Source organism: Syntrophaceticus schinkii, from assembly GCF_000946815.1.
Classification (GTDB): domain Bacteria; phylum Bacillota; class DSM-12270; order Thermacetogeniales; family Thermacetogeniaceae; genus Syntrophaceticus; species Syntrophaceticus schinkii.
The window spans coordinates 1-24,768 of record NZ_CDRZ01000273.1 but is presented as its reverse complement, the minus strand read 5'-3'; the positions used below and the strand labels follow the sequence as shown (position 1 = coordinate 24,768).

Annotated in this window: 18 protein-coding genes and 2 riboswitches; of the genes, 1 reads left to right on the top strand and 17 read right to left on the bottom strand. The window is 49.0% G+C overall.

The window, feature by feature from the left end:
* Window positions 1-15: 15 nt before the first annotated feature.
* Window positions 16-228: riboswitch (cobalamin riboswitch) on the bottom strand.
* Between the two features lie 227 nt (window positions 229-455).
* Entirely contained in the window at window positions 456-4,082 is a 3,627-nt protein-coding gene (bchH, locus tag SSCH_RS13500; protein WP_198142491.1) for a magnesium chelatase subunit H, read from the bottom strand.
* Window positions 4,083-4,265: 183 nt separating this feature from the next.
* Between bchH and SSCH_RS13495 the strand changes: the two genes are divergently transcribed.
* The gene (locus SSCH_RS13495) at window positions 4,266-4,649 is read left to right on the top strand and encodes a P-loop NTPase family protein (RefSeq protein ID WP_052835665.1); all 384 of its coding nucleotides are present in this window, start codon (window positions 4,266-4,268) and stop codon (window positions 4,647-4,649) included.
* 137 nt (window positions 4,650-4,786) lie between these two features.
* On the opposite strand, the gene SSCH_RS16970 is transcribed toward SSCH_RS13495, so the two are convergent.
* From SSCH_RS16970 to cobN (SSCH_RS13420), 16 genes are all read right to left on the bottom strand, one after another.
* Window positions 4,787-6,916 (bottom strand): CbiX/SirB N-terminal domain-containing protein, encoded by a 2,130-nt coding sequence (locus SSCH_RS16970; RefSeq protein ID WP_052835664.1) that lies wholly within the window; start codon window positions 6,914-6,916, stop codon window positions 4,787-4,789.
* A 210-nt stretch (window positions 6,917-7,126) separates the two neighbouring features.
* Complete coding sequence (locus SSCH_RS13485; RefSeq protein ID WP_044665922.1) at window positions 7,127-7,408, bottom strand: DUF2325 domain-containing protein; 282 nt, start codon at window positions 7,406-7,408, stop codon at window positions 7,127-7,129.
* Window positions 7,409-7,550: 142 nt separating this feature from the next.
* Window positions 7,551-7,700, bottom strand: a complete 150-nt coding sequence (locus SSCH_RS18460) for a hypothetical protein (protein ID WP_156972307.1) — start codon at window positions 7,698-7,700, stop codon at window positions 7,551-7,553.
* 143 nt (window positions 7,701-7,843) lie between these two features.
* The gene (gene feoB, locus SSCH_RS13480) at window positions 7,844-9,913 is read right to left on the bottom strand and encodes a ferrous iron transport protein B (protein ID WP_232294485.1); all 2,070 of its coding nucleotides are present in this window, start codon (window positions 9,911-9,913) and stop codon (window positions 7,844-7,846) included.
* Window positions 9,914-9,928: 15 nt separating this feature from the next.
* Entirely contained in the window at window positions 9,929-10,168 is a 240-nt protein-coding gene (locus tag SSCH_RS13475) for a FeoA family protein (protein ID WP_044665920.1), read from the bottom strand.
* 2 nt (window positions 10,169-10,170) lie between these two features.
* On the bottom strand, window positions 10,171-10,875 hold the full coding sequence (locus SSCH_RS13470) for a metal-dependent transcriptional regulator (RefSeq protein ID WP_044665919.1): 705 nt from the start codon (window positions 10,873-10,875) through the stop codon (window positions 10,171-10,173).
* 344 nt (window positions 10,876-11,219) lie between these two features.
* A riboswitch (cobalamin riboswitch) is annotated at window positions 11,220-11,409 on the bottom strand.
* Between the two features lie 236 nt (window positions 11,410-11,645).
* Window positions 11,646-12,239, bottom strand: coding sequence for an ABC transporter substrate-binding protein (locus SSCH_RS13460; RefSeq protein ID WP_044665917.1), 594 nt, complete (start codon window positions 12,237-12,239; stop codon window positions 11,646-11,648).
* On the bottom strand, window positions 12,217-12,642 hold the full coding sequence (locus SSCH_RS21240; protein ID WP_044665916.1) for an ABC transporter substrate-binding protein: 426 nt from the start codon (window positions 12,640-12,642) through the stop codon (window positions 12,217-12,219). The genes SSCH_RS13460 and SSCH_RS21240 overlap by 23 nt, the downstream gene beginning before the upstream one ends.
* 296 nt (window positions 12,643-12,938) lie before the next feature.
* On the bottom strand, window positions 12,939-13,727 hold the full coding sequence (locus tag SSCH_RS13450) for an ABC transporter permease (protein ID WP_044665915.1): 789 nt from the start codon (window positions 13,725-13,727) through the stop codon (window positions 12,939-12,941).
* A 2-nt stretch (window positions 13,728-13,729) separates the two neighbouring features.
* Entirely contained in the window at window positions 13,730-14,581 is an 852-nt protein-coding gene (locus tag SSCH_RS13445; protein WP_198142489.1) for an ABC transporter permease, read from the bottom strand.
* Window positions 14,582-14,692: 111 nt separating this feature from the next.
* Complete coding sequence (locus SSCH_RS13440) at window positions 14,693-15,238, bottom strand: ABC transporter ATP-binding protein (RefSeq protein WP_198142488.1); 546 nt, start codon at window positions 15,236-15,238, stop codon at window positions 14,693-14,695.
* Between the two features lie 4 nt (window positions 15,239-15,242).
* Window positions 15,243-15,518, bottom strand: a complete 276-nt coding sequence (locus tag SSCH_RS21235; RefSeq protein ID WP_198142487.1) for an ATP-binding cassette domain-containing protein — start codon at window positions 15,516-15,518, stop codon at window positions 15,243-15,245.
* A 20-nt stretch (window positions 15,519-15,538) separates the two neighbouring features.
* Entirely contained in the window at window positions 15,539-19,393 is a 3,855-nt protein-coding gene (gene cobN, locus SSCH_RS13435) for a cobaltochelatase subunit CobN (RefSeq protein WP_198142486.1), read from the bottom strand.
* Window positions 19,394-19,446: 53 nt separating this feature from the next.
* Window positions 19,447-20,502 carry an ABC transporter substrate-binding protein gene (locus tag SSCH_RS13430; RefSeq protein WP_052835663.1) on the bottom strand — a complete coding sequence of 352 codons (1,056 nt, stop codon included), beginning with the start codon at window positions 20,500-20,502 and terminating at the stop codon, window positions 19,447-19,449.
* Window positions 20,503-20,581: 79 nt separating this feature from the next.
* Window positions 20,582-21,691 carry a FecCD family ABC transporter permease gene (locus tag SSCH_RS13425; RefSeq protein ID WP_044665914.1) on the bottom strand — a complete coding sequence of 370 codons (1,110 nt, stop codon included), beginning with the start codon at window positions 21,689-21,691 and terminating at the stop codon, window positions 20,582-20,584.
* Window positions 21,692-22,202: 511 nt separating this feature from the next.
* A partial coding sequence (gene cobN, locus SSCH_RS13420; RefSeq protein ID WP_044665913.1) for a cobaltochelatase subunit CobN occupies window positions 22,203-24,768 on the bottom strand: 2,566 nt, incomplete at its 5' end.

Sequence of the window (24,768 nt, the reverse complement as noted above, 5' to 3'; positions counted from 1 at the left end):
TATCCGCGTAGGTAGTTGATCCAGGTAGAACAGGTAGGTCTCCTGGCTCGGGTTCAACTTCACCTCACACCTTCCCATCCTGCACTCAACTGAGTTTCATTGAGCACTAGACAGTGGTACTCTGTCAGGTGAATCCCCCTTACAGTGGCGGGACCGCGCCGGCCTTGCACCGGCTTCCCTTTTATGCCTGCCCTTTCGGACAACAGCACCTGCTCTGAATTATGAAATTTTTATTCCACTGCAAAGCCGTTTTTCATCCAAAGATCCACTATATATAGTGAGCGGCTTAACGCATAACCCTATACACAGCAGTCAACTCAAAAACGTATTTCCGCAATGGGATCAATTGTCAGTAATAGTTCTATACTCTTCCGATAATACCATTTCGACATAATTATTAAATTTCCTTCCCAGAGAAAAAAATCCTAAAGCCTTCACCAGGCAAAACAGCTCAACTATGTTTCTTCCTCAATCCAGGCCTCCATTTCCAGCACCGCATCCCGAAATGCTTCATACTCTTCCTCTGTAAGTTCAAAGTAACCCCTCTCCAGTGCCTCTGCAAGTTTCTCTGCTATCTCTCGGGCGGCATAGGGGTTGTTCTCTGATAACCTCTGCCGCATCTCTTCATCGAGCACAAACTGGGCGGCAGCCTCATGAAATACCCATTTTTCCACTTTACCTGTAGTTGCCCTGAGGCCGATGAGGTGTTCCACACGCTGGGCTACCTTCTGAGCGCCATGGTGTTTGTGGTTGAGCATCCCATCGATCCACCTGGGATTGAAAAGCCGTGTCCTCACCGCGCGGTCGATGGAAAGACCCACATCAACAACCTCAGTGATCTCTTCGGTTGCATCCACAACCCACTGCTCCGGGGCATCCCCTTTTTTCTCGGCAACACTTCGTGAAAGCCCACCGAAGAACTCGTAGTAGTGGTCGAGATCGGTAAACTCGTACTCATTGCTGTGCCTCACCTGGGAGATCAGATCCACCTTGGAAACCAGGCGGTCAAAAAGTTCGCTGTTCTCCTGGACATTCCCCCGGTAATAGCAGTAGGACATGGAACTGTCATAGCTGTCCACCAGTTCTTTTTCTTCCTGCCATACTCCGCTTTCCACCAGTGTGCGCATGGAGGTGCCATACTCAGAGGCTGAAGGGCCGAAGATGCGGGCGCAGTTGGGAGCAGACTGATCCGCGCCCAGTTCTAGAGCATGTTTGCGTACATAGTTCTGCTCATCTGCTTCCTCTGCACCGGCAGCCAGCTCTACAGCCTGATTGATCAGTTCGATCTGATTGCCGCATATATCACGGAAGATACCACAGATGGTAATGAAAACATCGATGCGCGGCCTGCCGAGTTCCTCCAGGGGAATCAGCTGCAGTTCCTTGAACCAGGGGCTCCCTTTGCGCACCATGCGCACACCGAGGTAATTGAGAATCTGGGCAACTGTTTCACCTCCGGTGCTCAGTGTTTCAAAGCCCCAGAGAACCATGCCCACGGATTCGGGATAGCACCCGTGGTCATGATAATATTTATGCAAAACGGTATTTGCAGTCCTCGCGCCGCGCTCCAGTGCCAGTTGAGTCGGAATCAACTGCGGATTGAATTCATACATGTTTCGCCCCACCGGATAAATTTCCGGTGTGCGCACCGGATCCCCGGCGAGATTTGGAAGGACATAACGGCCATCCAGGACACTTAGCAGTCCCTCACTTTCAGATGAACACTCGATGTTTTCTTTCACTTTGTGCAGGTAGGCATCTATTTCCTCCGGCAGTGCCGCCTGTTCGCCAGCGAGCCAGCTTTCAATGGCCTGGTGCACCTGGCGGTCAACAGCAGCAAAGGCCTCAGCATCCTGGATCAAGTTCTCAAAAGGAACACTCCTCTGTTCAGCAAACAGCCTGTAAAGGGAGGGCACCTCCCGGTCAAAGCGAACTATTGCTTTCAGGTAAGAGAGGAGGTCTTCACCGGAGAGCATCCGGTCGAGAACATGCATGCCCTTGGGGATCAGGCGCCTCTTCATCCGGTAGAGGTAGGTTTCCAGTTCAGTCAGGTCTCCTGCAGGAAGGGTAAGTTCACCGGCTTTTTCCCTGATGCTTACAGCCAGCTTTTCTTTATCCTGTCCCTCGGCCTTCCTGTATTCCACCAGCAGGTCCTCCAGTTCCAGATACTCACCGTAAAGGTTGGATGCTGTTACCGGAGGTGAGGCATGAGAAATTGTCACCGCATAGCTTCTGCGCTTGGCGATGGTGGATTCCGAAGGGTTCCCCACCCAGTAGTAGTAAAGATGGGGAATATCACCGGTCATGATCTCCGGGTAGCACTTGCGGGAGACGGGGACTTCTTTCCCCTTGGTGAACTCCAAAGTTCCATGCATCCCCCAATGCAGCATACAGTCTGCTTGAAACTCCTGCTGCAGCCACCGGTAAAAGCAGAGATACTGGTGGTGGGGAGGCAGTTCTTTGTCATGATAGGCGCGGGCAGGGTCCTCGTGAACACCCCGTGAGGGCTGGACACCGATAAAGATGTTGCCCAGCAACACACCAGGTATGATTAACTGATTACCCTTCGTCATAATGTCACCCGGTGGCTCACCCCAGTTTCTTTCCATCTCCTCCTGTAAATCGGGCGGCAGACTGCGATACCACTTCTGATAGACTGCGGCATCTACCATAACCTCAGGGGATGCAGACTGCCACTGCGGAGTATTTACAACACCGCCGGACAACAGGTACTCTCCCAGATCACCCTCAGGAATTGTCACCTGGTAACCCCGCTCCACCAGTTTCTCCAAAAATCCGCTCAGGCTGGCCAGGGCATCAAGGTAACCCGCATTCCCTAAATGAGCCTCTCCCGGCGGGTAGTCATAAAGAATAATCGCCAATTTTTTCTCGGCATTCGCTTTTCTGCGCAGGGAAAGCCACTTGAGAATCCGCCCCGCCAGGCGGTCGATCCCCTCAGGCAGTGCCCTGCTCTCTTTGACCTCCCCCTCCAGCAGATCATCTTCTCCACATGAACTAAGCCCCGCAATATAAATCGGTTCAATACAGCCGTCCAGTTCCGGGAGAACCACACCGAGCACGATTTCCACCGGGTTCAGTCTGTTTTCCCGCTGCCACTCTCTGATGCCGGTAGAGTAGGAATGAAACCCGATGATAACCGGTACATCCAATTTAGACAGCAGTTCATAGGTGGGCTCAGGGGCACCCCCATAGGGCCCCCCATGCAGCTGGAAATACTGCAGGTTGACCACCAGGTCGACAACCGGCCGCCCCTCAGCAAAGAAACAGGACTGCATTGCGGGTAGGTTATATTCCGCTTTCGAAAAAACAGGGAGCAGGTTGACTTGATCCCCCATCCTCTCTATAAGGGCTTCCACTGCAGGTGTGCAATCGGCAAAATGCATCCCACCGTAAAAGAAAATGCCTACAGTGGGTTTATTTTTATCGATAGGACGCCAGGAGATGAAAGACTTGAGGTCGGGAAAATACTGGTCGGGCCACCAGATCCCCCAGTCCAGCATTTTTTGCGGTGGCTGCACCTTGACCTTCTTCCCGCAGTATTCCTTGAGCATAAAGAGGAAAAGGTTTTTCAGGTTTTCGGTACCGCCTTCGGCATAGTAATCACAGGCGACTACCCAGTTGCGCATGTGCTTGAGCTTACCCAGGGGAAGAATCGACCCCAGCTTTTTGGTGAGTTCGCTAAATTTTTTGACCTTAAGAAATGCCTCTACATCAAAGGCCCCCTCACGGCTGGGAATATCGGAACCGGAGAAAGAACCCATCCTGGTCAGAGACATGATATCGCGGTGGCCGCCGACCAGGACAGCCACTACAGCTGAACTGCCGGCAATGGCCTGCCTTACCCAATCGGTGAATGGGGACTGCCCGCGGATATCCACCAGGATAACCTGGGCATTGCTGATTGCTTCTTTCATCTGGGTATAATCGGGTTTTTTGTCCCAATCAGAAAAATAGATCTTCCTCAAAGAAAGGATCTTACCATATTCCTCTTTGATCTCTTTCATTGCCTCCCGCAGTTCACGGGTGTTGTCCAAAGTGCTAAGCAGAAGGAAATTGATCACAATATTCACCTCTCGATCAGAAACCCCACAGAAAGCAGAAAACCACGAAAGCATCCCCCTATTTCAGGGAAAAGACCTCCGTGGTCTGGTCTAAATAGCTTCAGCCATTCATTATCTTAATCATTCGACAAAAGCCGTTTAATCCCTGCCCTGACGAAGATCAGCACAAATTTAATGAGGTTCATGCATCTGAGGGTGGCTGTCTCCTGCCCATACGACTATGCTTTGGGCTTGACGCGTCTGATCCGTGAAGAATGGGAACTGGAGGTGGCCATGGTCAGTTTGCCTACAACACCGGAAAGGAATAAGGCAGAGGATCTATTCAGGGCCATCGAGCAGTTCCAGGGCCGTGGTTATGCACAGCTCAAGGGGGTCATCCTCAATGCCAGGGGAGTGCCTGATGAATCCGCCTTGGTACAGGCTGCAGCCGAAGAGATGGGCACACAGGTGATCATCGAGATCCCCCGTGATATTGCCGTACAGTTCTGTGAGGAAAAAAACATGACCGTTGTCCAGGGGTCTCCTGATTCTTCCCTGGCACAGGTTATTACAGGCTGGCTGAGATGATTAAAGAGAGACATTAAAGTTTGACGGTTTAGCCTCACCAACCCAGCTAAAGAGCGCTCAGAAGACAGCTGCAAATCTTTTAACCGTTGTTCAGTCACCTGCCCATCCAAGCACAAAGCACAAATATGTGCACCTACTTATTTCCGCTCAAAACGATCGAACTGTTTTCTGCGCACCATCAAGGTTCCTGCAAATAATAGGGCAATTCCGATAAGATACAATGGCAAAATGTTTTCACCTGTCTTGGGCAGGCCGGTTTTTTCCTTGGCCTTGTCTTGTCGCCCCTTTTCATCACCTCTCTTTTCCTTATCCTTGCTGAGATCCTTGTCATCCACCCCATCGCCCTGCATATCAACGGTATGTGTGCTAACACTAAAGATTTCATCGGTGGGCTTAAACATAAGTGAAATGATGGCTTGCAGCTTGAGTTCCTGGAAACGTGCCTTTTCATCAGGAGTGGCCTTGCCCTGCTTGCATTTATTGCGTAAGGTAAAAAACTCTTCAGGGATAAGTGAGGGTTTAACCTTAACAACGGCCACTCGTGACCTGTCTTTAGCTGTTACCTCATAGCAGTAGTTTTCCCCCTGCACCGGGTCAGTGCCGCTGAGTTCGTAGTTGCCTGCACCGGCGACAACCTTCAGGACACCTTCTGTGCACTTGGTAGGAAGATGCGCTAATACACTGAACCTGCCCTGCTTGGGTACACTATCACCATAAAGTTCAGCAAAAGCTTCGCTCAGCGCCTGAAAACCGAAGGTTCTTCCCAGGCAGAGGCCTTCATCCTCCACGGCTATATCCATATAGGAAAACTTTAGCAGTTTGTCATCCGGGCTGTAAACACTGAGGGGAGAAACCTTCTTCCAGGCACAAATCGCCTCAGCCGGCCTGGCTAATAGGTTTTTGAGAAGCTCGTCCAGGCGAGCCTGGAGACCCGCCTGTTCCCCTTCAGCAGCCTGGCCATTGATCACCCGGTTGCGCAGACCAAAGTAATCTTCACCGCCAAAAGTATCTGGCTTAACCTGTACCCACACCGTCTCCCCGGTGGCTTTATTGGCGAAAATGAAGGTGGGACTAAGGGGGGTGATCTTTTTCCAGTTGCCCAGGTAACTGACATCACCGCTCAGGTAGTCAAATACCGGTTTACTGCCAGCCTCGGGTGGCAGCAAGCTTACCACCGTCAGGTCATCTGCCACCACCGGGCTATCAGGCCATAGAGCAGGCAGAGCCACACCGGCCATGCGGAAGGCCAGCACCGAGCAGGGGTACCCCTTGCCGGCTGCCTGGGCGATTTCCTGGCATTTATCCAGCGTAAGGTGCAATCGTTTACCATCCTGGAGCACCTCTGGCTGCGGCCACAGTTCATTGGCCGCTCTCCACTCCACAATACGATTGGCATGGGCTTTCTGAAAAGTAAGAAGCGCCCGCTGGCCCGGCTCTGGATATCGGTATGTGTCATCCGCAAATTCCTTGAGAATATTGGGAATCATGCGACCGGTGAAAAAACCCTCGCTGACCATCACCGGAACCACCAGGGCGGTGGCCCCATCGGTATTGATGGCTTCGTCAACGGCCTTCCGTAGAGAAGGGGTTGGCCCCTCAAAAACATAGCCGTATCTTATACCTTTCACTGGCGTCCCTTGTGCTGCTAAGCGTTTCTGGATTTGCTGTCCTAGGGACTCCAGGTTATTTTTCCACCCGATCTTGCCTTCTTCAGAATCGCTGCCATGCGCTGCCAGGACCACAACCTCGTGAGCAGGGTCTTTGATGAGAGGCTTAATCTGTTCAGTAAGCACTTCTGCCATCAGCGGGTGGTCATCGACTGCCGGAATCAGGATCACCTCTCCCGCCGGTGAAGCTCGTTCAAGATCCTCATCCGGATCCGGCAAGTCCTTCCTCAAACCCAGGATGTATTTAATCTCTTCAATGTGGTTGGAATAGCTGGAAATAAAGAGAGGAACGGCAACAATCTTATTGACCCCCACTGCATTAAGTTGTTCCACAGCGTCCGGAATATCAGGTTCATCATATTCCAAAAATCCGATGGCCACCGGATAAGGAAGGTTTTCTTTCAGTTCGTTTGCAGCTTCCCACAAGGGCACAGTCCAAGTGGGATCACCCGCCCCATGCGCTAAGATCAGCACGCCGGGGCTCTCCTCTGCCGCCGCCAGGGACTGAAAAGGCGCGGCAATCAGGCAGGAGGAGAAAACCAACATCAGGATCAGGAAAATCCCTACTGATCGCTTTAACCGCTTTTGCCAGACAAACATCACTATCCCTCCCCATAAAAATACAGCATTGCATTATCAAACGTTGCTCTTTCGCCACTGCAATTATATTTACTTGCTCATCTTTACAAACACCCCCGTATCAATTTATTATCAAAAGAGTAAGAAACTCGTTCTCACCATCTTAACCTCCATCCTGCCGCTGCCGCTGACGGCACAAATACAAATACAGGTGGCTGTCGCCGGTAAAGATCATCCCAGCTCTCGCACCAACATCTCGGAAATATGCGACCACGCCCTGCGGGCGAAAAGGGTCTTTGCCCCCATTTTTCTGGCTTTTTCTTTAATTTTTACAGCACACCCATGGTTTACATAATTGGTGAGTACGAGAACAACATCCACCTGGCTTGGTATTTCAACCGCCACATGCCCCTTTTTGCGACCGGAAAGGTGCATGATTTCTGTGAAACCAAAGCCTTTCAACTTAGCGGGGATGTTTCCCAGGTAGTCACCTCCGACAATAAAGACCGACACGCTATCCCTCCCGTCAAACAAAAGTACTGAGAACAAACAACCTATTAGCAAGCAGCATCCCCGGTGGGGGAAACTCTCCGCATTAGGAAATTACTCCTGCATCATGAGGAGAGTCATCAACCACAACCAGGTGACCTGCTATTCACTGTCCCGCCCCTGGGTCCCGCCTCTGACAGTAGACACAATCCTGCCCGCAGGTGGTGCAGCCTGAGCCATTGGCAGCCCCGGCAAGCTTGCGCACCAGGAGCCCCACAGCCAACACACAGATTCCCAACAAGATCAGTGTTTCCATCTTCACTCAACCCCCGTTACCTTAAACGCCAAATTGATACTGCAGCGAAAAATACATTATAAAACCGGCTTTTATGTGCCTTGAAAATATCACGCAAGCTTAAACGCGTTATTCCTTCAAGGTTGGAACCTATCGCTGCAGCATTAACCAAGCCCAAATAACATGCCGACCTGATAGATCAATACTGCCATCAACCAACCCAACACCAGGCTGTACCCTACGGCAAAACCCGTCCATCCCCAGGAGTTGGTCTCTCTTTTAATGACACCAATAACAGCGATGCAGGGTATATAAATCAGGGTCATCACCATAAAAGCATAGGCAGCCAGCGGCGTCCAATACTGAGCGATAACACTTGTCAGCCCCGCCCCCTCCACACTGTAAATGACACCCAGGGTACCGACCACCACTTCCTTGGCCAGGATACCAAAGATCAGGGCAACCGCCGCTTCCCAATTGCCGAAGCCCGCAGGCGAAAAGATCGGCACAACAAAGCTGCCGATGTGACCCAAGATGCTCTCCTGACTGGCATATTCCACACCCCAGGGAAGACTGGACAGCACCCAAATCAACACCACCGTAGCAAAGATGATTGTCCCTGCCTTGCGAATAAAAATGCTGCCCCTCTCCCACATGTGGATCAAAGTCCCTTTGAGGGTAGGGACACGATATGGGGGAAGTTCCATGACAAAGTGAGATGTCTCCCCCTTAAATAGGAACCGTTTGAACAGCATGCCCATCAGAACAGCCAACACCAAGCCCAGAAGGTAAAGAGAAAAGACCACCAAACCCTGATGGGCGCTGAAAAACGCCGCAGTAAACAGGATGTAAACAGGCAACCTTGCGGTGCAGGACATCAGCGGGTTGATCAAAATGGTAATCATCCTGTCCCTCTTGTTTTCCAGCGTCCTGGTAGCCATGATTGCAGGAACATTGCACCCAAAACCGATGAGGAGTGGAATAAAGGACTTTCCGTGTAAGCCCAGGGTATGCATGAACCGGTCCATAATATACGCCGCACGAGCCATGTATCCGCTGTCTTCCAATAAGGAAATGGCAAAGAACAGCAGGAATATATTGGGGAAAAAAACCAGAACCGAACCCACCCCTGCAATGATGCCATCGACAACTAATGAACTGATCAAACTGGACACACCAAGGCCCTCTAGCCAGGGCCCGGTCGCTCCACCAAGAAACTCAAAGAAATCTTCAATCCAGCCGATGAGGGGATCGCCCACCGTAAAGGTGAACTGAAACACCACCCACATGGCTAATAAAAAAAGAGGGATCCCCAGGTAACGATTGGTGATGACGCGGTCGATCTTATCAGATGTCGAGAGCCGCTCTTCCGCAGTCTTCCGCCGGGTGACCACCTCTCTGGCTAAGCCACCGATGAATCCATAGCGACGATCAGCGACAAAGGATTCAATGTCTTCTCCGATTATCCCCTCCAGTTGATTGACGATTTCATCACGGCGGGCCAGCAGTCGCTCCAAACCAGGATACTTGTTTAACCATTTAAGGACACCTTCATCTCCCTCCAGCAACTTTACCGTCAGCCACCGCGGAGATAAATTATCCGGCAGCCCCGGGTTCGAACTGATCTCTTGTTCCATAGCAGCCAGTTCGGTTTCCATTTCCTTGCCGTAGTTGATCTTGAGCGGCTCCTTAACACCGTCTTTAGCTGCCTGCAGTGCCTGAGCCACCAGTTCCTTCATTCCCTTGTTACGGGTAGCAACCGTAGGAACCACCGGCATACCCAGCAGTTTAGACAGCCTGGGTACATCTATATCCACCTCTCTGGTTTTCAATTCATCGAACATATTCAGGGCTACCACCACATTGGCACCCATCTCTAAAAGATGTGTGGTCAGATACAGGTTGCGTTCCAGGTTGGTGGCATCCACAACATTGATTACCACATCCGGCCTTTCGAAAAGAATGTAGTCCCGGGCTACCGCCTCATCTTCCGAATATGCACCGAGGCTGTATGTACCGGGCAGGTCGATCACACGGATCACCTTTCCCTCAAAAACAAACTGCCCCTCCTTTTTCTCAACGGTCACACCCGGCCAGTTGCCCACATGCTGGCGAGATCCTGTTAAATTGTTAAAGACAGTGGTTTTCCCTGAATTGGGGTTGCCTGCCAAAGCCACCACCAATTGTGCCTCTTCCATGATCATCCTCCTCCCGATGTTAGTACTACCTAACACATGATTAAAAAAATACTATACCACTTCCACCATGATCCTGAGAGCCATCCCGCGACCAACAGCAAGCCGCCCCTCACCGATGGAAATGATCAGCGGGCCGCCCATATCGTTTTTAACTACTTTTACTCTGGTACCGCGAACAACACCCATATCCGTCAGCCGCTGACGCAAACTTCGCCCACCGGCCAGGTCACTCACTACAGCATCACGCCCGGTCTGTAAAAAACCAAGGGGTAAAACACTGTTACCCGACACAGCTACATCACCTCCACAAAGATACTGGCCGCTTCTTCTTTTCGAAGACTCAGGCTGTAACCCTTAACCAATACTTCAATGGGATCGCCCAATGGAGCAACACCTTTGACGCTGACCTCCGTTCCCGGGGTAACACCCATCTCCAAAATGCGGCGGCGAACGGGGCCAGTTGCCGTAACGCGGATCACTCTGCCCTGCTCTCCGGTAGCCAGTTCATTGAGTGACCTGATATTAACAGACCTCATAGTTTTTACCTCCTTTCTCTCATCCATCCTTTGCTTCGTCAAACCCCGCCCTGGGGAGAGAACTGTTGCCCCCTCCAATTGGCCGGCGTTTTCCAGAAATGACACCAGTTTTTCCATGGTCTGAGGGCTGACTACATGTTCCATCAGACAGGCGTCCTTTTCAGCGATTCTGGGGTTCACCCCCAGCACCTCAATAAGAAACTTGCGCAGCAAGCGGTGCCGCTGTCGCACCTTCACCGCACACTCCCGTCCGGCCGACGTTAATTGCACCGGGCCATACCTTTCCTGAGTAACCATGCCCAGGTCTTTCAAATTGGTGACCGCCTGAGTAACACTGGCCTTAGCAATATTTAGAGCAGCGGCAATATCGGTAACCCTGATAATTCCCTCTCTCTCGGCCAGTTCCAGCATCACTTCCAGATAGTCCTCCATCGCCGAAGAGAGGGCTATAGTTCCGGTCATTGAGCACACACCTCTGCTTTCTTTTTTTTTTAATAGTAAGGATTAACTAACATATTGGGAAAAAATAAAGCATCGATCCTCGTGACACTTACCTGATTACACTTACAATTGAGAACCATTCTCATTACCTTGAACTAGATAATATTCTATCTTCATCTATTTGTCAATAGTCTGGGACAAGAATTTTTTGTACATAAAAAAAAGTTCCGGCAGCGAACCGCCGGAAGAAAAGAGAAGTGACAATGGGTTAAACAAAAAACTCCAGTCCCAAGAGAGACTGGAGGTAATACACAATACCACCTGGCATCAAATGCCCTGGCACAACCCTCTCCATGGGAAGGTAAAGATTGCCTCAAGCCCAAGCAGGTCTCCTGACTTGTGGGTCATCGCTTCCTCACTGCCTTCCCGGATATTCTCCAGTGGCGTACCTTGCAGAAAACTTCCCCCATACAGTGGCCGGACCGTCCAGGATTTTCACCTGGTTCCCTCTTATCTTTTGCGCTGGGCAAAAGAACTTGAGCTGAAAGATATTTACTTGTATTATAATATTTCTACACCGGTTCCTGAATTCCTGCTATCTTTTTTTTTTATTATGATCCCCCACGGAAAAACCCACCCCTTTGGATGAAAGGCGGAAAACTTTTCTATCAGAATACTAGCATCTGTGTTAAATATAACCAAAAGGTTCCTTGATAATCGATATGGGTCTGCAGCAGGTCATGGTCTGCTGAACCGGAATCCCATGACTTCCCAAGGGAATTCATGAATCCCTACTTTGATGTAGGTGGATAAGCCCACTTGCCCTGGAATGGTATATCCAGCCACTTTTCATAGTATTCTTTAAGAACCTTATCAGGATCTAAATCCTTAAACTGATCCGGATAGAACCACTTGGCAAGGTAAAGTGCACCCAGGTAAGTCTTGTCAGCACCAACAAGAGTTCTTCGAATAAGGTAGATCCTATCCTTTTGGACAGCATCCGTTTTGCTAAAAACCTTATTTTTCGTTATCTTATCTTTTAATATTTCTACGTTTCCATAATCAGTTATTTTAAATCCCAAATAATCTTCTGCTGTATCTGCAAAAACTAATACCTCAGGGTTTTGCTGTAAGATCCATTCCGGGCTGACATCAGGATAATCCTTAAGTTCCCGAGCCACATTATTCCCACCTGCCATCTCAATTCCCTGATGAGCGGCTGTACCACTGCCAAAAGTACCCCATTTCTCTTTTTCGAAATTGCTGATTGTCATGAAAAAAACCTTTACCCTTTTATCCGATGGTAAGTCCTTCACCTTATCTAATGTTGCAATTTTCTCTACTTTCCATTTTAAAAAAGAATCAGCTTTTTTTTTCTTGACCAAACATTTTACCCAGTGTTTTAAAATCATTATCATATGTTTCAGGCTTGTATAAATCTAGATGCACAACCTTGACCCCGGCAGGTTCTAATTTCTCAGCTAATTCTTCACCAGGCCACTTGCTATACGATATTACAACCTGCGGTTTTAGCTCCACAATTTTTTCATAACTGGGCTTATCCCACTTTCCAATTAATTCTTTATCCTCCATACCAAGATAAGGGTCTTTTTTGACTGTCTCGCTAACCCCAACAACAGTATCCTGTACCTTTAAAATGCGCATAGCCTCAGCTACATCACTATTCAGTATTACTACTTTATCCAGAGGCTGTGGTAATTCTACACCCCTACCAATACAATCAGTAACAGTAACAGTTTTAGTTTCCGGTTCTTTTTTTTGAATCACTCTTTCCACATCCGGCCAGCAACAGCATACACCCTAGAACACAAAATAAAATTGGGATCATATACTTTTTCAATCTCATTTAATACCCTCCTCGATGAATTTTTTCAAAATACTCTCTAGAATCGAAAACAGCAAATAACTAAAACCTCATTGCGACATCGCTCACTCCCTTTATTAAAAACACTACAACCGCAGTCATACATATAGATCGATGGCTACGGATTCTTTATGTGGAGCAATTGCTTTTTTGTAATCACATGCTATCCTGGTTTCTGTTGCGTAGAATTCTTGTAATTTCAAGCATCCATCTTGTTTAACCTGTACAACCCCAGTATAAAAAAGAGTACAATCCACCCCACAAGCAATAACACCAACTGCAAAGAAACGCCTGTTCCTGCCAGAGTGGAGCGTAAAAGCTTAGCTGCAGGGGTGAGGGGAAAGCACCAAACGATCGGTTGCAGTAATTCGGGCAGGCGTTCAACAGGAACTAATGTGCCGCTGAGATAGGTAACAGGAATAAGTATTAGCTCGTTGATCAGAGCCTGGTCATCGAAAGTACGCATAAATAAACTGAGCATAACAGCGAAGCTGGCAAAACAAAAGGCGGTCAACAGCACTGCTCCGAAAAATGCCGGATTCACCCGCAGAGGTACGATAAAACTGATCACTATGATGACTATTAAACCTGAGGCAAGACCCCGCATCATACCGCCCAGGGTATAACCAAGCCAAATTGATAAATTGCCGGCAGGTGCCAGCCGGTAGGAATCAAAGCTCTTATAATGTATGCGTGAATAGTACATGCGCGTCATCACTGAGGTCATTCCATTGTTGAAGAGCGCCAGGGCAACAACGCCGGGAACAAGAAACTCCAGGTAGCTCATTCCACCCGGCATCATCATCTTCATGCGCTGACCTACTCCCATGCCAAATGAAAGCAGAAAGATCAGCGGTGACAACATGTAAGATATAATGTACATCCAGAACTTATTCCGCCAGGTGATAAATTCCTCCCAAACGATAGGCAGCCAGGATGGCAGCAACGCTGTTTTGCTCTGTATATGGTAATCTGTTCTAACAGACATAGCTAATCCTCCCGCCTTTTATTCAACATAAAGTACGCCAGGATATAGAATGCTCCGAACCAGCCCAGACTCTGTGCAAACCAGGATAAACTGCTGATCCCTGTCAGGGCAAGACCACGCAGATTGTAAGTAGCCGCAGTCAGGGGCAGGCACCAACTGACCTGCTCCAGGATTCCTGGCAAGTTCTCTACTGGAAAAAAGGTGCCACAGAAAAAGGTCATGGGGAAAACGATCATATTAGAAAACATTATGGAATCCTTTTCTCTCCCGGCAATCATGGCTGTGGCAACTGCCAGGCAAGCGAAGGTGAGGCAAACCACAAATAACTGCAGGAAAAAGTTGAATGTGAGATGAAAACCCTTCACAAAAATCTGTGATGTCAGAAAAACGATCCCGGAGACAAGAAATCCTTTTGTACCAGCACCCATAATATGGCCGATCAGGAGGGATGTATTGGAAATGGGGGCAAGCAGGTATTCATCAAGCACTCTGTAATAAACTCTCCTCAGGGTAAACCAGTTGACCAGGTCACCGTAACTGGAGGAAACAGCGGCCATTACCAAAAGGCCGGGCACTAAAAACCCCAGGTAGCTGCCGGAGGCATCTGTTCTATAACCGCCCATGTTCCAGGCGAAAATGGCCAAAAAAATAACAGGTTTGTTAAGACCCCCTATGACAAAACGCCACCAGCGCCGCCGCCAAACCATCCCCATAGACAGCATAATAGGCAGCCAGTCCAGATAAGTCCTCTTTGTAACTGACCAGGTTGCACCTATGGCGGCATTTCCTCCCTTTAGGTCAGTCAAATTTTCAATTTCTTCTTTGTTATGTAAAAGCAAGTTCTTTGTTGACACACCCTGTCAACTCCATAAAAAATCTTCTGAATTAGTTCAGCGCTTATTAAGACCACGTAACCCATTTACGCAGTAGGTGGCTCATGCCTTTAAGTCGATTCACTCCCTTCACTAAGACCCCGCAACCGCAGCCACTTTTAGTTCACTAGCCGCGGGTTCTTTTTGTGGGGCACTTGGTTTTATTGTGATCACATATGGGCCCAGTTCAGTGTTAATGATCATGGATTCAACACCATATACAGCTTTGATGTTCTTCGGGACCAAGACATCCTGTGGCGTACCTGCCGCAAAGACTTCACCGTCTTTGAGCATTAATATCTTGTCTGCGTAACGTGCAGCTAAATTGAGATCGTGGACTACCATTAATACGCATTTTTTCTGCTGCAGGGCAATGCCCTGTACCAGTTCCATTACTTCCAATTGATGCCTTACATCAAGGTTGCTTGTGGGTTCATCAAGGAGCAGCACTTCTGGTTCCTGTGCCAGGGCACGGGCAATTAAAACCTTTTGCCTTTCTCCGCCGCTTAATTCGTACAAATAGCGCTCCACAAATTGGGTAAGTCCCATGCGCACAAGTACTGAGTTTACAATTTTCAGGTCTCTTTTCCCTACACCCCAGCTAATGTGTGGTTTGCGACCCATTAAAACCGTTTCCATAACATTAAATAGAAAAAACATCTTTTGCTGTCTGGGGGACATAACCCATCATGCAAGCACGCTCTTTGGCAGTGAAACTGGTGAGTTCTTTCCCATCCAGTAACACTGTACCCGTATACGGCTTCAGGATTCTATTAATACAGCGAATCAAGGTGCTTTTGCCCGCTCCGTTTGCTCCGATAACAGCCAGCACCTCACCTGACTTTGCTTCCAGTTCAACATCCTTTAAGATATCCCGGCTCTCATAACGAAAACGAACCCCATTTACATTAAGCTTCACTTGATATCGCTCCCTTTATCTCAGCTCTCTAATTTCGCCTTGATCTCCTGCATCTTGGCTCCCCAGTCAGCTACTTCTTCGTGGGTGAGGATGTCGATGGCACCTCCCTGGAAATCGCCTTTCACTTCACCCATTCTCTCTTCGATCCAGCCTTCTATCTCCAGGTAGTATTCTTTCAGACCATCGATCACTTCGGGGTCTGCATCCCAGAGGCCGCGCTGGTGTGCCTCCAGGAGGCGGCGGGCGATCTCTTCCATAGCCCAGGGGTTGTGCTCTTCGAAGAATTTGCGGTTCTCTTCATCCAGAATAAAGGTTTTGGTGATGTCATCGAAGATCCAGTCATCGACTTCCTGGGTTGTGGCCTCCCAGCCATAGACACGGCCGACTCTTTTGGAGATGTCTCCTGCTCCTTTGTAGCCGTGCCTCTTCTGTCCCTCGATCCACTTGGGGTTGAGGAGTTTTGTCCTAACTACTCTCCGCACTTCATCAGCCAGTGTCCTCACTTCCACATGTTCCGGTTCTCTGGTGTCTCCGTAGTAGACTCTCACATCTTTGCCTGAGGCGACTCTTGCAGCAGCGGTCAGGCCGCCGTGGGTGCCGAAGTAGCAGCAGCAGCCGAAGAGGTCGCTTTCATCGGTCACTACTTTGTTGTAGGTGATGTCTACTGTGCGTAAACTGGACTGCAGCTGTTTGAAGGCTTCCTGGCCGTAAACATCTTTACCGTAGGCATAGCCGTTCCAGAAGAGGAAGATGTCTGCCAGGTCTTTTTCTTCTTTCCAGGCTGAGGCGTATACTGCCAGGTTGACTCCTGAGGAGTAGGTGCCTGGTTTGGCGGCAAAGATGCGCAATGTGGCATTTCGCCAGGATTCTTTGTCTTCTTTGCCATCCAGCTGGGCAAGGGTGTGTTTGCGCACGTAGTTTTGTTCTTCTGGCTCTTCCAGGGCGGCTACTGTGGCAATGGCTTCATCCAGGAGTTCTACACAGTTGCAGAACATGTCTCTTGTGATCCCTGATACTCTGACGGTCAGGTCTATGCGCGGCCTTCCCAGTTCCTCCAGGGGAATCACTTCTATTCCGGATACTCTCCCATTGGGCAGCCATTTGGGCTGTACGCCTAACAGGTAGAGCATCTGGCCTAAACCCTCTCCATCCGCCCACATGATGTCGTTGCACATCCAGTAGAGGGCGATGTTTTCTGGGTATCTGTCTTCTTCTTCAAGGTGCTTTTCCAGCACTTTGTCTGCCAGGCGTTTCCCTACCTCCCAGGCTGCCTTTGTGGGTACGCGGTGGGGATCCAGGGAGTAGAAGTTGCGGCCTGTGGGCAGGACATCATCTTTGCCCCGGGTAATGAGGCCTGAGGGGCCTGCGGGGATGTATTTGCCCTGGAATCCTTCAAGCAGGGCTTCGATCTCTTTTGATGCCTCTATTCTGTCATCCAGGTCCAGCACTCTGGGCAGTACTTCGTTGAGTGAGGGAAGTGCCTGGGGACAGATGAATTTATCTCCCAGGATCTCATGGGCCAGGGCGGGGCCTGCTTCTTTGCCTGTGAGGAAGTGTTGGATAAATGCTTTTCCTGCTATATCTATCTCTTCCAGGAGCGCGCCGTAGGATTTGCTGTGTTTGAGTGAGATCTTGCTCTGGTCTGCTATCAGCTCTGCAAGGTCTAGATCCATCAGGGCGGCGATGCTGCGGCGCAGGGATACATCCTGGCCGGCATCGAAGCGGAGGATGGAGTTGATAAATGAAACTTTTCGTTCTCCTGCCGGCAGTTGGCCAAAGATGTGCATGCCGTCCTGGATCTGGGTGTTGCGGATGGTGGAGAGTATGCCGTGGGCGCCTTCGATGATCTCTTCTATGTTGTCATGCCCGCCCTCTACGGGGATTTGTTTGTCTAAGTTGGTCTTTTTGATCTCTTCTATGATCATGTGTTCCAGCATATGGGCTCTGGTGGGGTCTGCTATCTTGGCTTTTTCGTATTCTTCCAGGCAGCGGTCGAGTTCTGCCAGTTCGTCGTAGAGGCCGCCTTCGGTCATCACGGTCTGCATGTGGTCTACCAGTGCGGCATAGCTTCTTCTTTTGGCAATCACTCCTTCCGGTGGGTTGTCGGCGTTGTAGATGTAGAGGTGTGGCATATCGCCTATTCCCAGATCGGGATAGCAGTCCTGGGATAGTCCTGCTCCTTTGCCTGGCAGAAACTCCAGGTTGCCGTGGGTGCCTACGTGTATGATTACATCTGCTTTGAAGTCTCGCTCGATAAAGCGGTAGGTGGCCATGTACTGGTGTGGCGGGGGGATGTCGGGGTCGTGGAGGATCTTACAGACTTGTCCGTCGCATTTAGGACCGGCACAGCCGCGCTTGGGCTGGACGCAGATCACCGCATTCCCGTACTGTACTCCGGTGACCAGGATCTTGCCTTCGTAGACCATTGCTGCGGGTACTCCGTTTAGCTCTTCTCCCGGGGGGTTGCCCCAGGCATCTGAAACCCGTTTTCTGATATGGGGGGAGAGGGTGTCAAACCACTGGCAGTATTCTTCTACTGGGACAAGTTTTAATGCTCCGCCTTTGCTGACGATTTCGTCTGTGGTGGTCCAGCGGAATTCGGAAATGGCTTTGTGGTCCATGATGTTGTCGATCAGTTCTTTGCCATCTGCTGGAATATCTACTGTATAGCCTTCTTTTTGCATCTGCTGCAGGATCCCGGCTACGCTCTCCAGGGTGTCCAGTTTGGCGCCTCCTCCTACGGTGGCTTCTACTGATGCGCAGGGGTTATTGTGCAGAATGAAGGCTACTTTGCGCTCTGTGACGGGTTTTTCTGCCAAGCGGATCCAGTTGGCTACTCGATCTACCAGGTGCTGGCAGCGCTCTGGTTGGGGATCTCTAAATTCCATGTCTCCATCCCGCCCTACTCCTCCGATGTAGAGGGGCTCGATGACTCCTTCAAACTCGGGCATGGAGATCGACCAGGAGATCTCGTTGCTTAATCCCTGGGGGTCTGATGTCCATTCTTCAACTGTACGATAGAAAGAAACAACGGGCTGGAAAATGGGAACATTCAACCTCTTTAAGAGATTGACTCCTGATGCGGCTACATCCTCTTTATGAAAATCCTCACCCCTTTTGGATTCGAGAAAGAATGAAAGAAGCTTGACCATTGCATTGATGCGGGGCTTTCCCTCCCGGTCAAAGAAGAAGTCCTGAACTACACCTGCGGAACCTCTGGTCCCAAGATCAGCGTCTTTCGTAGAGTAACAAAAAGCGGGAATGACATTATAGCCCTTGGCTTCAAAAAGCTTGATCAGAAGTTCTTCTACGGCGATATTATCATTTACCCAGTAGCCCCGCGAGAATAAAAGGCCGATGGTCGGTGCATTTCGGGGTTTGTACCAGGCCAGGTAATCTTCCATATTATCGAAGTAGTGAGGTGCATTGGGGTGATAGATCCCCTCCCAAGGGTGAGCAAAGGGTTCTTGATAGTCAACTTGTAAACCTAAGACTTCTGCGGCCAGGTAGTTCAGCATCTGGGCAAAGTTATCCACACCGCCGTAAACAACATAGGTATGGCATTTGTCGACTATTTCCAGGGGTACTGTAGAGAGCAGCCAGAGTCCGGGATCGTGTCCTAAACAAACCACCGGTTTATCAAGTTGTTTAACCGCATTTTCCAGCTCGTCCCAGATGGCTTCACCAGATGACCTGTAAAAAAAGATGAGGTCAGAACCGGCCAGGTCATCCAACGCAGAGGCCATATCCTCTTTGCCTTCATCTAAATAACGGGCTGAATAAACCCGCAGATCAACCATATTTTTGAGCAGTTCTCCTGCTCTGCGCATCGTTGTGGCATGGCTCTGCCACAGGATAGCGGTGATTTTTATCATAGATTAGTCCTCCTCTCTAATAATCTGTTACCATCACTTGAGGTAAAAATATTTTATGGATAAGTCCACACCCCTTTGGGTTCCATGTTATGGAATTTTTGTAGAAATTCTTTATGAATAGCTTCCGGGTCTACATCTTTGAAAAGTTCCGGATGCAGCCATTTGGCAAAGTAGGCCATACCAACAACCATTCTAGGGCCAACATAAATATCACTTGAAAGCAAGTAAACCTTATCAGACTTTACGGCATCAATTTTCCCCCAACTGGGACGTGACATAATTTCTTTCCTTTTCTCTTTCATGGCGTCCTCAGACTTTCCATAACCAGACGGGATACTGCTAGAAGCAGCTTTGATGATAACTTGCGGATTCCTGGACAGCACCCATTCTTCACTAACTTTAGCAGAAGAATCACTGATATCAGAAGCAATATTTTTCCCACCGGCTGCAGCGAGTACCTGTGCACCCCCTGAATTTCCGGAAGCCACAGTATAATCGGTATAACCCTCAAGATAAACAAGAGGCTTTTCTTCAGAAGAAAGGGTTTTGGTTCGTTCTGTAATTAACTTTTGATATTTATCGTAAACTGCAATATACTCCTTAGCCTGTTTTTCCTTGCCGAGAATTTTCCCTAATGTCTTGATATCTTTTGTCATAGTCTCTGGTTTATAACAATCCAGCAATACAATTGGGGTACCCATCTGCTCAAGCTGATCAACACTGTCTTGTTTAAGAAAACTAGCATATCCGAAAACAAGATCGGGTTTTAAAGAAACAATTTTCTCGACACTGGGTGTAAATGATTTACCGACATCCTCTGCTCCTTCTAATTTAGGTTTCATTATTGGATCTGTAATGGTTGCATCTGAGGCACCAACAATACTCTCCGCTGAGCCTAGAGCGCAAATCATCTCAGCCACATCACTGTTACAGACCACAATCCGTTTTGGCGGGCAAGGAACTTCCACCGAGCGCTCAGAAGAATCAGTGATGGTAATCATTTTTGTTTCAGAAACAGTCTGCTTTTCACCCGAATCACCACACCCTGCTGCTAAACACATAAGCAGGGTTAAAACAACAACAACAGACAGATTCATAATTTTTTTCATATCTTTCTCCTCCTCAAATTACTAGATATAAATTTGACTTAATAAACCCGTGCCCCCCTTTATGTCAACTTATTTTCCCTTACCAATACTGATGTTTCTTCCTGAGCAACAGAAAGAGAAAGAACGGTGCCCCAATCAGGGATGTTAGAATCCCCACAGGTATCTCTACAGGTGCCAGTACAATCCGTGCCAGGGTATCCGCCAGCAGGAGCAGGACCGCCCCCATCAATGCGGCACCAGGCAGTAAAAACCTGTTATCTGACCCGACTATAAAGCGACATACATGCGGGGCAACTAACCCAATGAAACCGATGATTCCTGTAAAAGCAATAGTACTGGAAGCCATCAGTGTCGCCAGCATCAGGGTCACCAGTCTCAACCTGTCCACATTAACACCTAAACTCATGGCAACTTCTTCACCTGATCCTAAGGCATTGAGATCCCAGGCATATCGTTCCAACAGGATTAAACAGATCAAAACTATAGGAAACAGGATAATGACGGTTTCCCAACTGGCTCCCCAGAGACCGCCCATCAGCCAAACAACCAGGTCTTTTAAGGCTTCGTTGTCAGAAAAATACTTGAGGGCAGATACTCCTGCCTGGAAAAGATAGCCCAGTGCAACTCCCGCCAGTATCAAAGTTTCGGGGACAGCACCCTTGATCTTGGCTATGCCATAAATCAATAACATTGTAATTGAGCCGAAAATAAATGAGTTAACAACTATTAGATACTTCCCTGCTACAATGAATGCGCTCCCGAGAACGCTGGTCCCCAATACAATTGCTATGGCCGCTCCCAATGATGCACCGGCGGATAATCCCAGTGTAAAAGGTGATACCAGTGGGTTGCGTAAAACACCCTGCATCACCGCACCTGCCCCTGCCAGACTGAGCCCGGCAAGCATCGCCAGGAATATCCTGGGAAGCCTTAGCTCCATCACAATCGTCTCTGCCAGGTCGCTGACAGTTGACAACTGCAAGCCAGGAATAATCTTGCTTAAAATTACCCGGGCAACATCAGCGACAGTGATCCCTGCTACTCCAGTGGCTGTAGCCACCAGGGCTATTACAATGAGTAAAATAAACAGAACCCCTAACAGTGTTAATTTCCGTGCTGTGGAATGTTGATATATCTCTTCAAGTTCAGCAATTCCAGCAGCTTCTTCAGTAGTTGCGGAAACACTCAATGTTATCTACTCCTAAATAATTATTCATAAGAGAATAAACACACACATCCAGTAAAGTTTTTTAATTTGTATTTGGGAAGCTGACACTTTTTCGTACAGTTGCCAAGCCACTGTTGAAAGGTGCTCGTTCCCTCAGCATCTCACCCCCTGCTGAAAATAAAAAAACCACAGAACCATCCCTTCTTGGGAAAGCCTTCGTGGCCTGTAATTACCATTATTAAATTATGCTTAAACTATAAGCTATATATATGAGTAAACTTACTGTCCCTGGCGCTAGCACCCTTCACGAATACATTTATTTACCAGAAATCAGTACACTATAGAAAGTTATTCAACAGAAAAGAGCAAATTCCTGCAACTATGTGGAACCTTTTAAATCCGATACTTAAATAATGACATATATTTCCTGTGTTAAATAAAATAAATGAGAAATCGCCTCATTAACAAAAAAAAGATCCGGCAGCGAACCGCCGGATGAAAAGAAAAGTGACAATGGGTTTAGCTAAAAGTCCTATACCCCCAGTTTCTTCAATGATTTCTCCTGGCTTTCTTCCAGTTTTCCCTCAACTTCCAGATAGATATCCTGCAGTTCTTGCTTCATCTGCGGCTCAGCCTCCCACATACCCCTTTGGATAGCTTCCAGCAGCCGCTCAATCAGGTTCTGCAGGGCATATGGGTTCACATCCTTCAGCCATTCCTGCATTTCCTCATCCAGTGCATATTTTTTGGCCAACTGCTCATACATCCAGTCCTCAAGCACTTCAGCAGTAGCATCCCATCCAAAGGCAAAGTCCACAGTTCTGGAGATATCTGCCGCCCCTTTATAGCCATGCCTCTGCATGCTGTGAATCCATTTGGGGTTGAGCAGCCTCGCCCGGAAAACATGCTTGGCCTCTTCCGCTGTGCTCCTGGTTTTGATACGCTCGGGATCTGAGCTGTCTCCGATATAGGCCTGAGGATTTTCTCCTTTAAAAGCCCGCACCGCAGCGATCATACCACCATGGTAGGAATAAAAATCATCACTGTCCATCATGTCATACTCGCGGTTATCCACATTCTTTACCGCCACATCTAACTGAGAGAGGCGGTATTTAAAAAGCTCAGGCACAACCTTGCCGTATTGTTTCTTACCGTAAGCATACCCGCCCCAAACCACATAGACTTGACCCAGGTCCTGTTCGTCACGCCAATTCTGTGCATCGATCAAGTCGCTCACTCCGGCACCGTAGGCACCGGGCTTACAGCCGAATATACGATAGCAGGCCTCCTCTCTGGCCTGTTCCAGATCAAATCCCTGTTCAACTTTGTCAGTGATATCTTTTTGCACATGTTTGGCTAAAAAATTCTGCTCCGGGGGTTCGTCCAAAAAGGCAACCCTTTCTACAGCTTCGTCAATCATCTCCACGATATTGGGGAAAGCGTCCCTGAAAAGGCCGCTGATGCGGAGAGTGACATCGATGCGGGGGCGTTTTAATTCTTCCAGTGGGATAACCTCTATTCCCTTCACTCGCCCGCTTTCCGGCTGCCAAACCGGTCTTACCCCCAGCAAATAGAGTATCTCAGCTATGTCATCCCCTTTTGTGCGCATCACTCCGGTTCCCCAGATGATAATCCCAATATTCTCCGGATAGCAGCCCTCATCACTGAGATACCTTGCCAGCAGGTTGTCAGCCAGCTCAACTCCCACCTTCCATGCCGCAGGAGAAGGAATGGCCTGAGGATCAACTGAATAAAAATTCCTCCCGGTAGGCAGGATATTGGCCATCCCCCTGGTTGGAGCCCCGGACGGCCCCGCAGGGATAAATTGTCCATCCAAAGCATTCCTTGCATTGGTGAGTTCATCTGTGGTAGCCGCCAGGCGATCTGCCAGAAACTGCGCAACATAAAGCAAGACTTCTTCCACCTTGGGGTTTGTCTTCCCCAATATTTCCTTTGATACAGATCTTACCTCGTTTTCATCAAAACACACTTCCTCGAAGCATGCCATGAGATCAAGGGACAGCTGATGGATATCCTCCAGGATTTGCCCATTGGTCTTGCCGTTGGTATTCATTTTACCGCGGTTGGCCAGCAACTGTTCATAGTCATATCCCCACATTTCAGCTAACGACTGCCGCAGGGAAGGGACATCCCCATTGGGCAGTCTGGTCAGGGCAACCAGGAACTCCACCAGCCTCGTTCCAATGGGGGGCTCTCCCAGTATATGCAGTCCGTCGCGGATCTGGGTATCTTTCAATTCACTCAAATAGCTGTGCAGCTTTTCTACAAAGGCATTAAAATCCGCCGGGATTTCCTCCTCAGCTAACCCCAGGTCATGGTTGAGCTTGACCTCACATACCTTCTCCCAAACCAACTTTTCCAAATAGGGAAGCTTTGCGGGGTCCTGGGCTCTGGCGTTGTAATAGTCTTCCAGCTGTTTTTCCACCTCTGCCATTTCCTCATAGCTATCCGCATTATGCATTACCGGCACCAGGTGGTCAATAATACAGCAGTAGCTCCTCCTTTTGGCTTGTGTACCTTCACCCGGGTTGTTAATGATATAGGGATAAATATTGGGCAGATCGGAGATAACCAGGTCAGGGTAGCAGGAAGCAGAAAGTCCCACCCCCTTACCGGGCAGCCATTCCAGGGACCCGTGTTTGCCGATATGCATCACTGCATCAGCACAGAAGACATCTCGTATCCACCTGTAATAGGCCAGATAGTGATGAGGAATAGGTAAATCCGGGCTGTGATAGATCTTGGCTGGATCATCCAAAAATCCCCGCGGCGGCTGAAGTCCGATAAAGATATTGCCGTTGATGATGCCTGGAATAAGCAGTTTGTTCCCATAGCAGAACACTTCCCCCGGGGGTTGGCCCCAGCACTCAGTCATTTTATCCCTTACTTCTTCAGGCAGATCCTGGAACCAACCGCAGTACTGCTCAGGAGAAACGCTGTCTACAGCTCGCTGCATTAATTCCTGGGCGCTGGCCCACCGCCTGTCATTGGTAACCCTGTCTAAAATATCCTCTATCAATACCTGCCCATCCTCCCGCAGGTAATCCAGCCTTGTAGCCTGCTTCCTGTAAATTATT

Excerpts from the sequence above, each read along its gene's own strand:
- SSCH_RS13495 (WP_052835665.1), top strand. The coding sequence starts at position 4,266 with ATGCATCTGAGGGTGGCTGTCTCCTGCCCATACGACTATGCTTTGGGC.
- SSCH_RS16970 (WP_052835664.1), bottom strand. The coding sequence starts at position 6,916 with ATGTTTGTCTGGCAAAAGCGGTTAAAGCGATCAGTAGGGATTTTCCTG.
- SSCH_RS18460 (WP_156972307.1), bottom strand. The coding sequence starts at position 7,700 with ATGGAAACACTGATCTTGTTGGGAATCTGTGTGTTGGCTGTGGGGCTC.
- SSCH_RS13470 (WP_044665919.1), bottom strand. The coding sequence starts at position 10,875 with ATGACCGGAACTATAGCCCTCTCTTCGGCGATGGAGGACTATCTGGAA.
- SSCH_RS13450 (WP_044665915.1), bottom strand. The coding sequence starts at position 13,727 with ATGTCTGTTAGAACAGATTACCATATACAGAGCAAAACAGCGTTGCTG.
- SSCH_RS13440 (WP_198142488.1), bottom strand. The coding sequence starts at position 15,238 with ATGGAAACGGTTTTAATGGGTCGCAAACCACACATTAGCTGGGGTGTA.
- cobN (WP_198142486.1), bottom strand. The coding sequence starts at position 19,393 with ATGATAAAAATCACCGCTATCCTGTGGCAGAGCCATGCCACAACGATG.
- SSCH_RS13430 (WP_052835663.1), bottom strand. The coding sequence starts at position 20,502 with ATGAAAAAAATTATGAATCTGTCTGTTGTTGTTGTTTTAACCCTGCTT.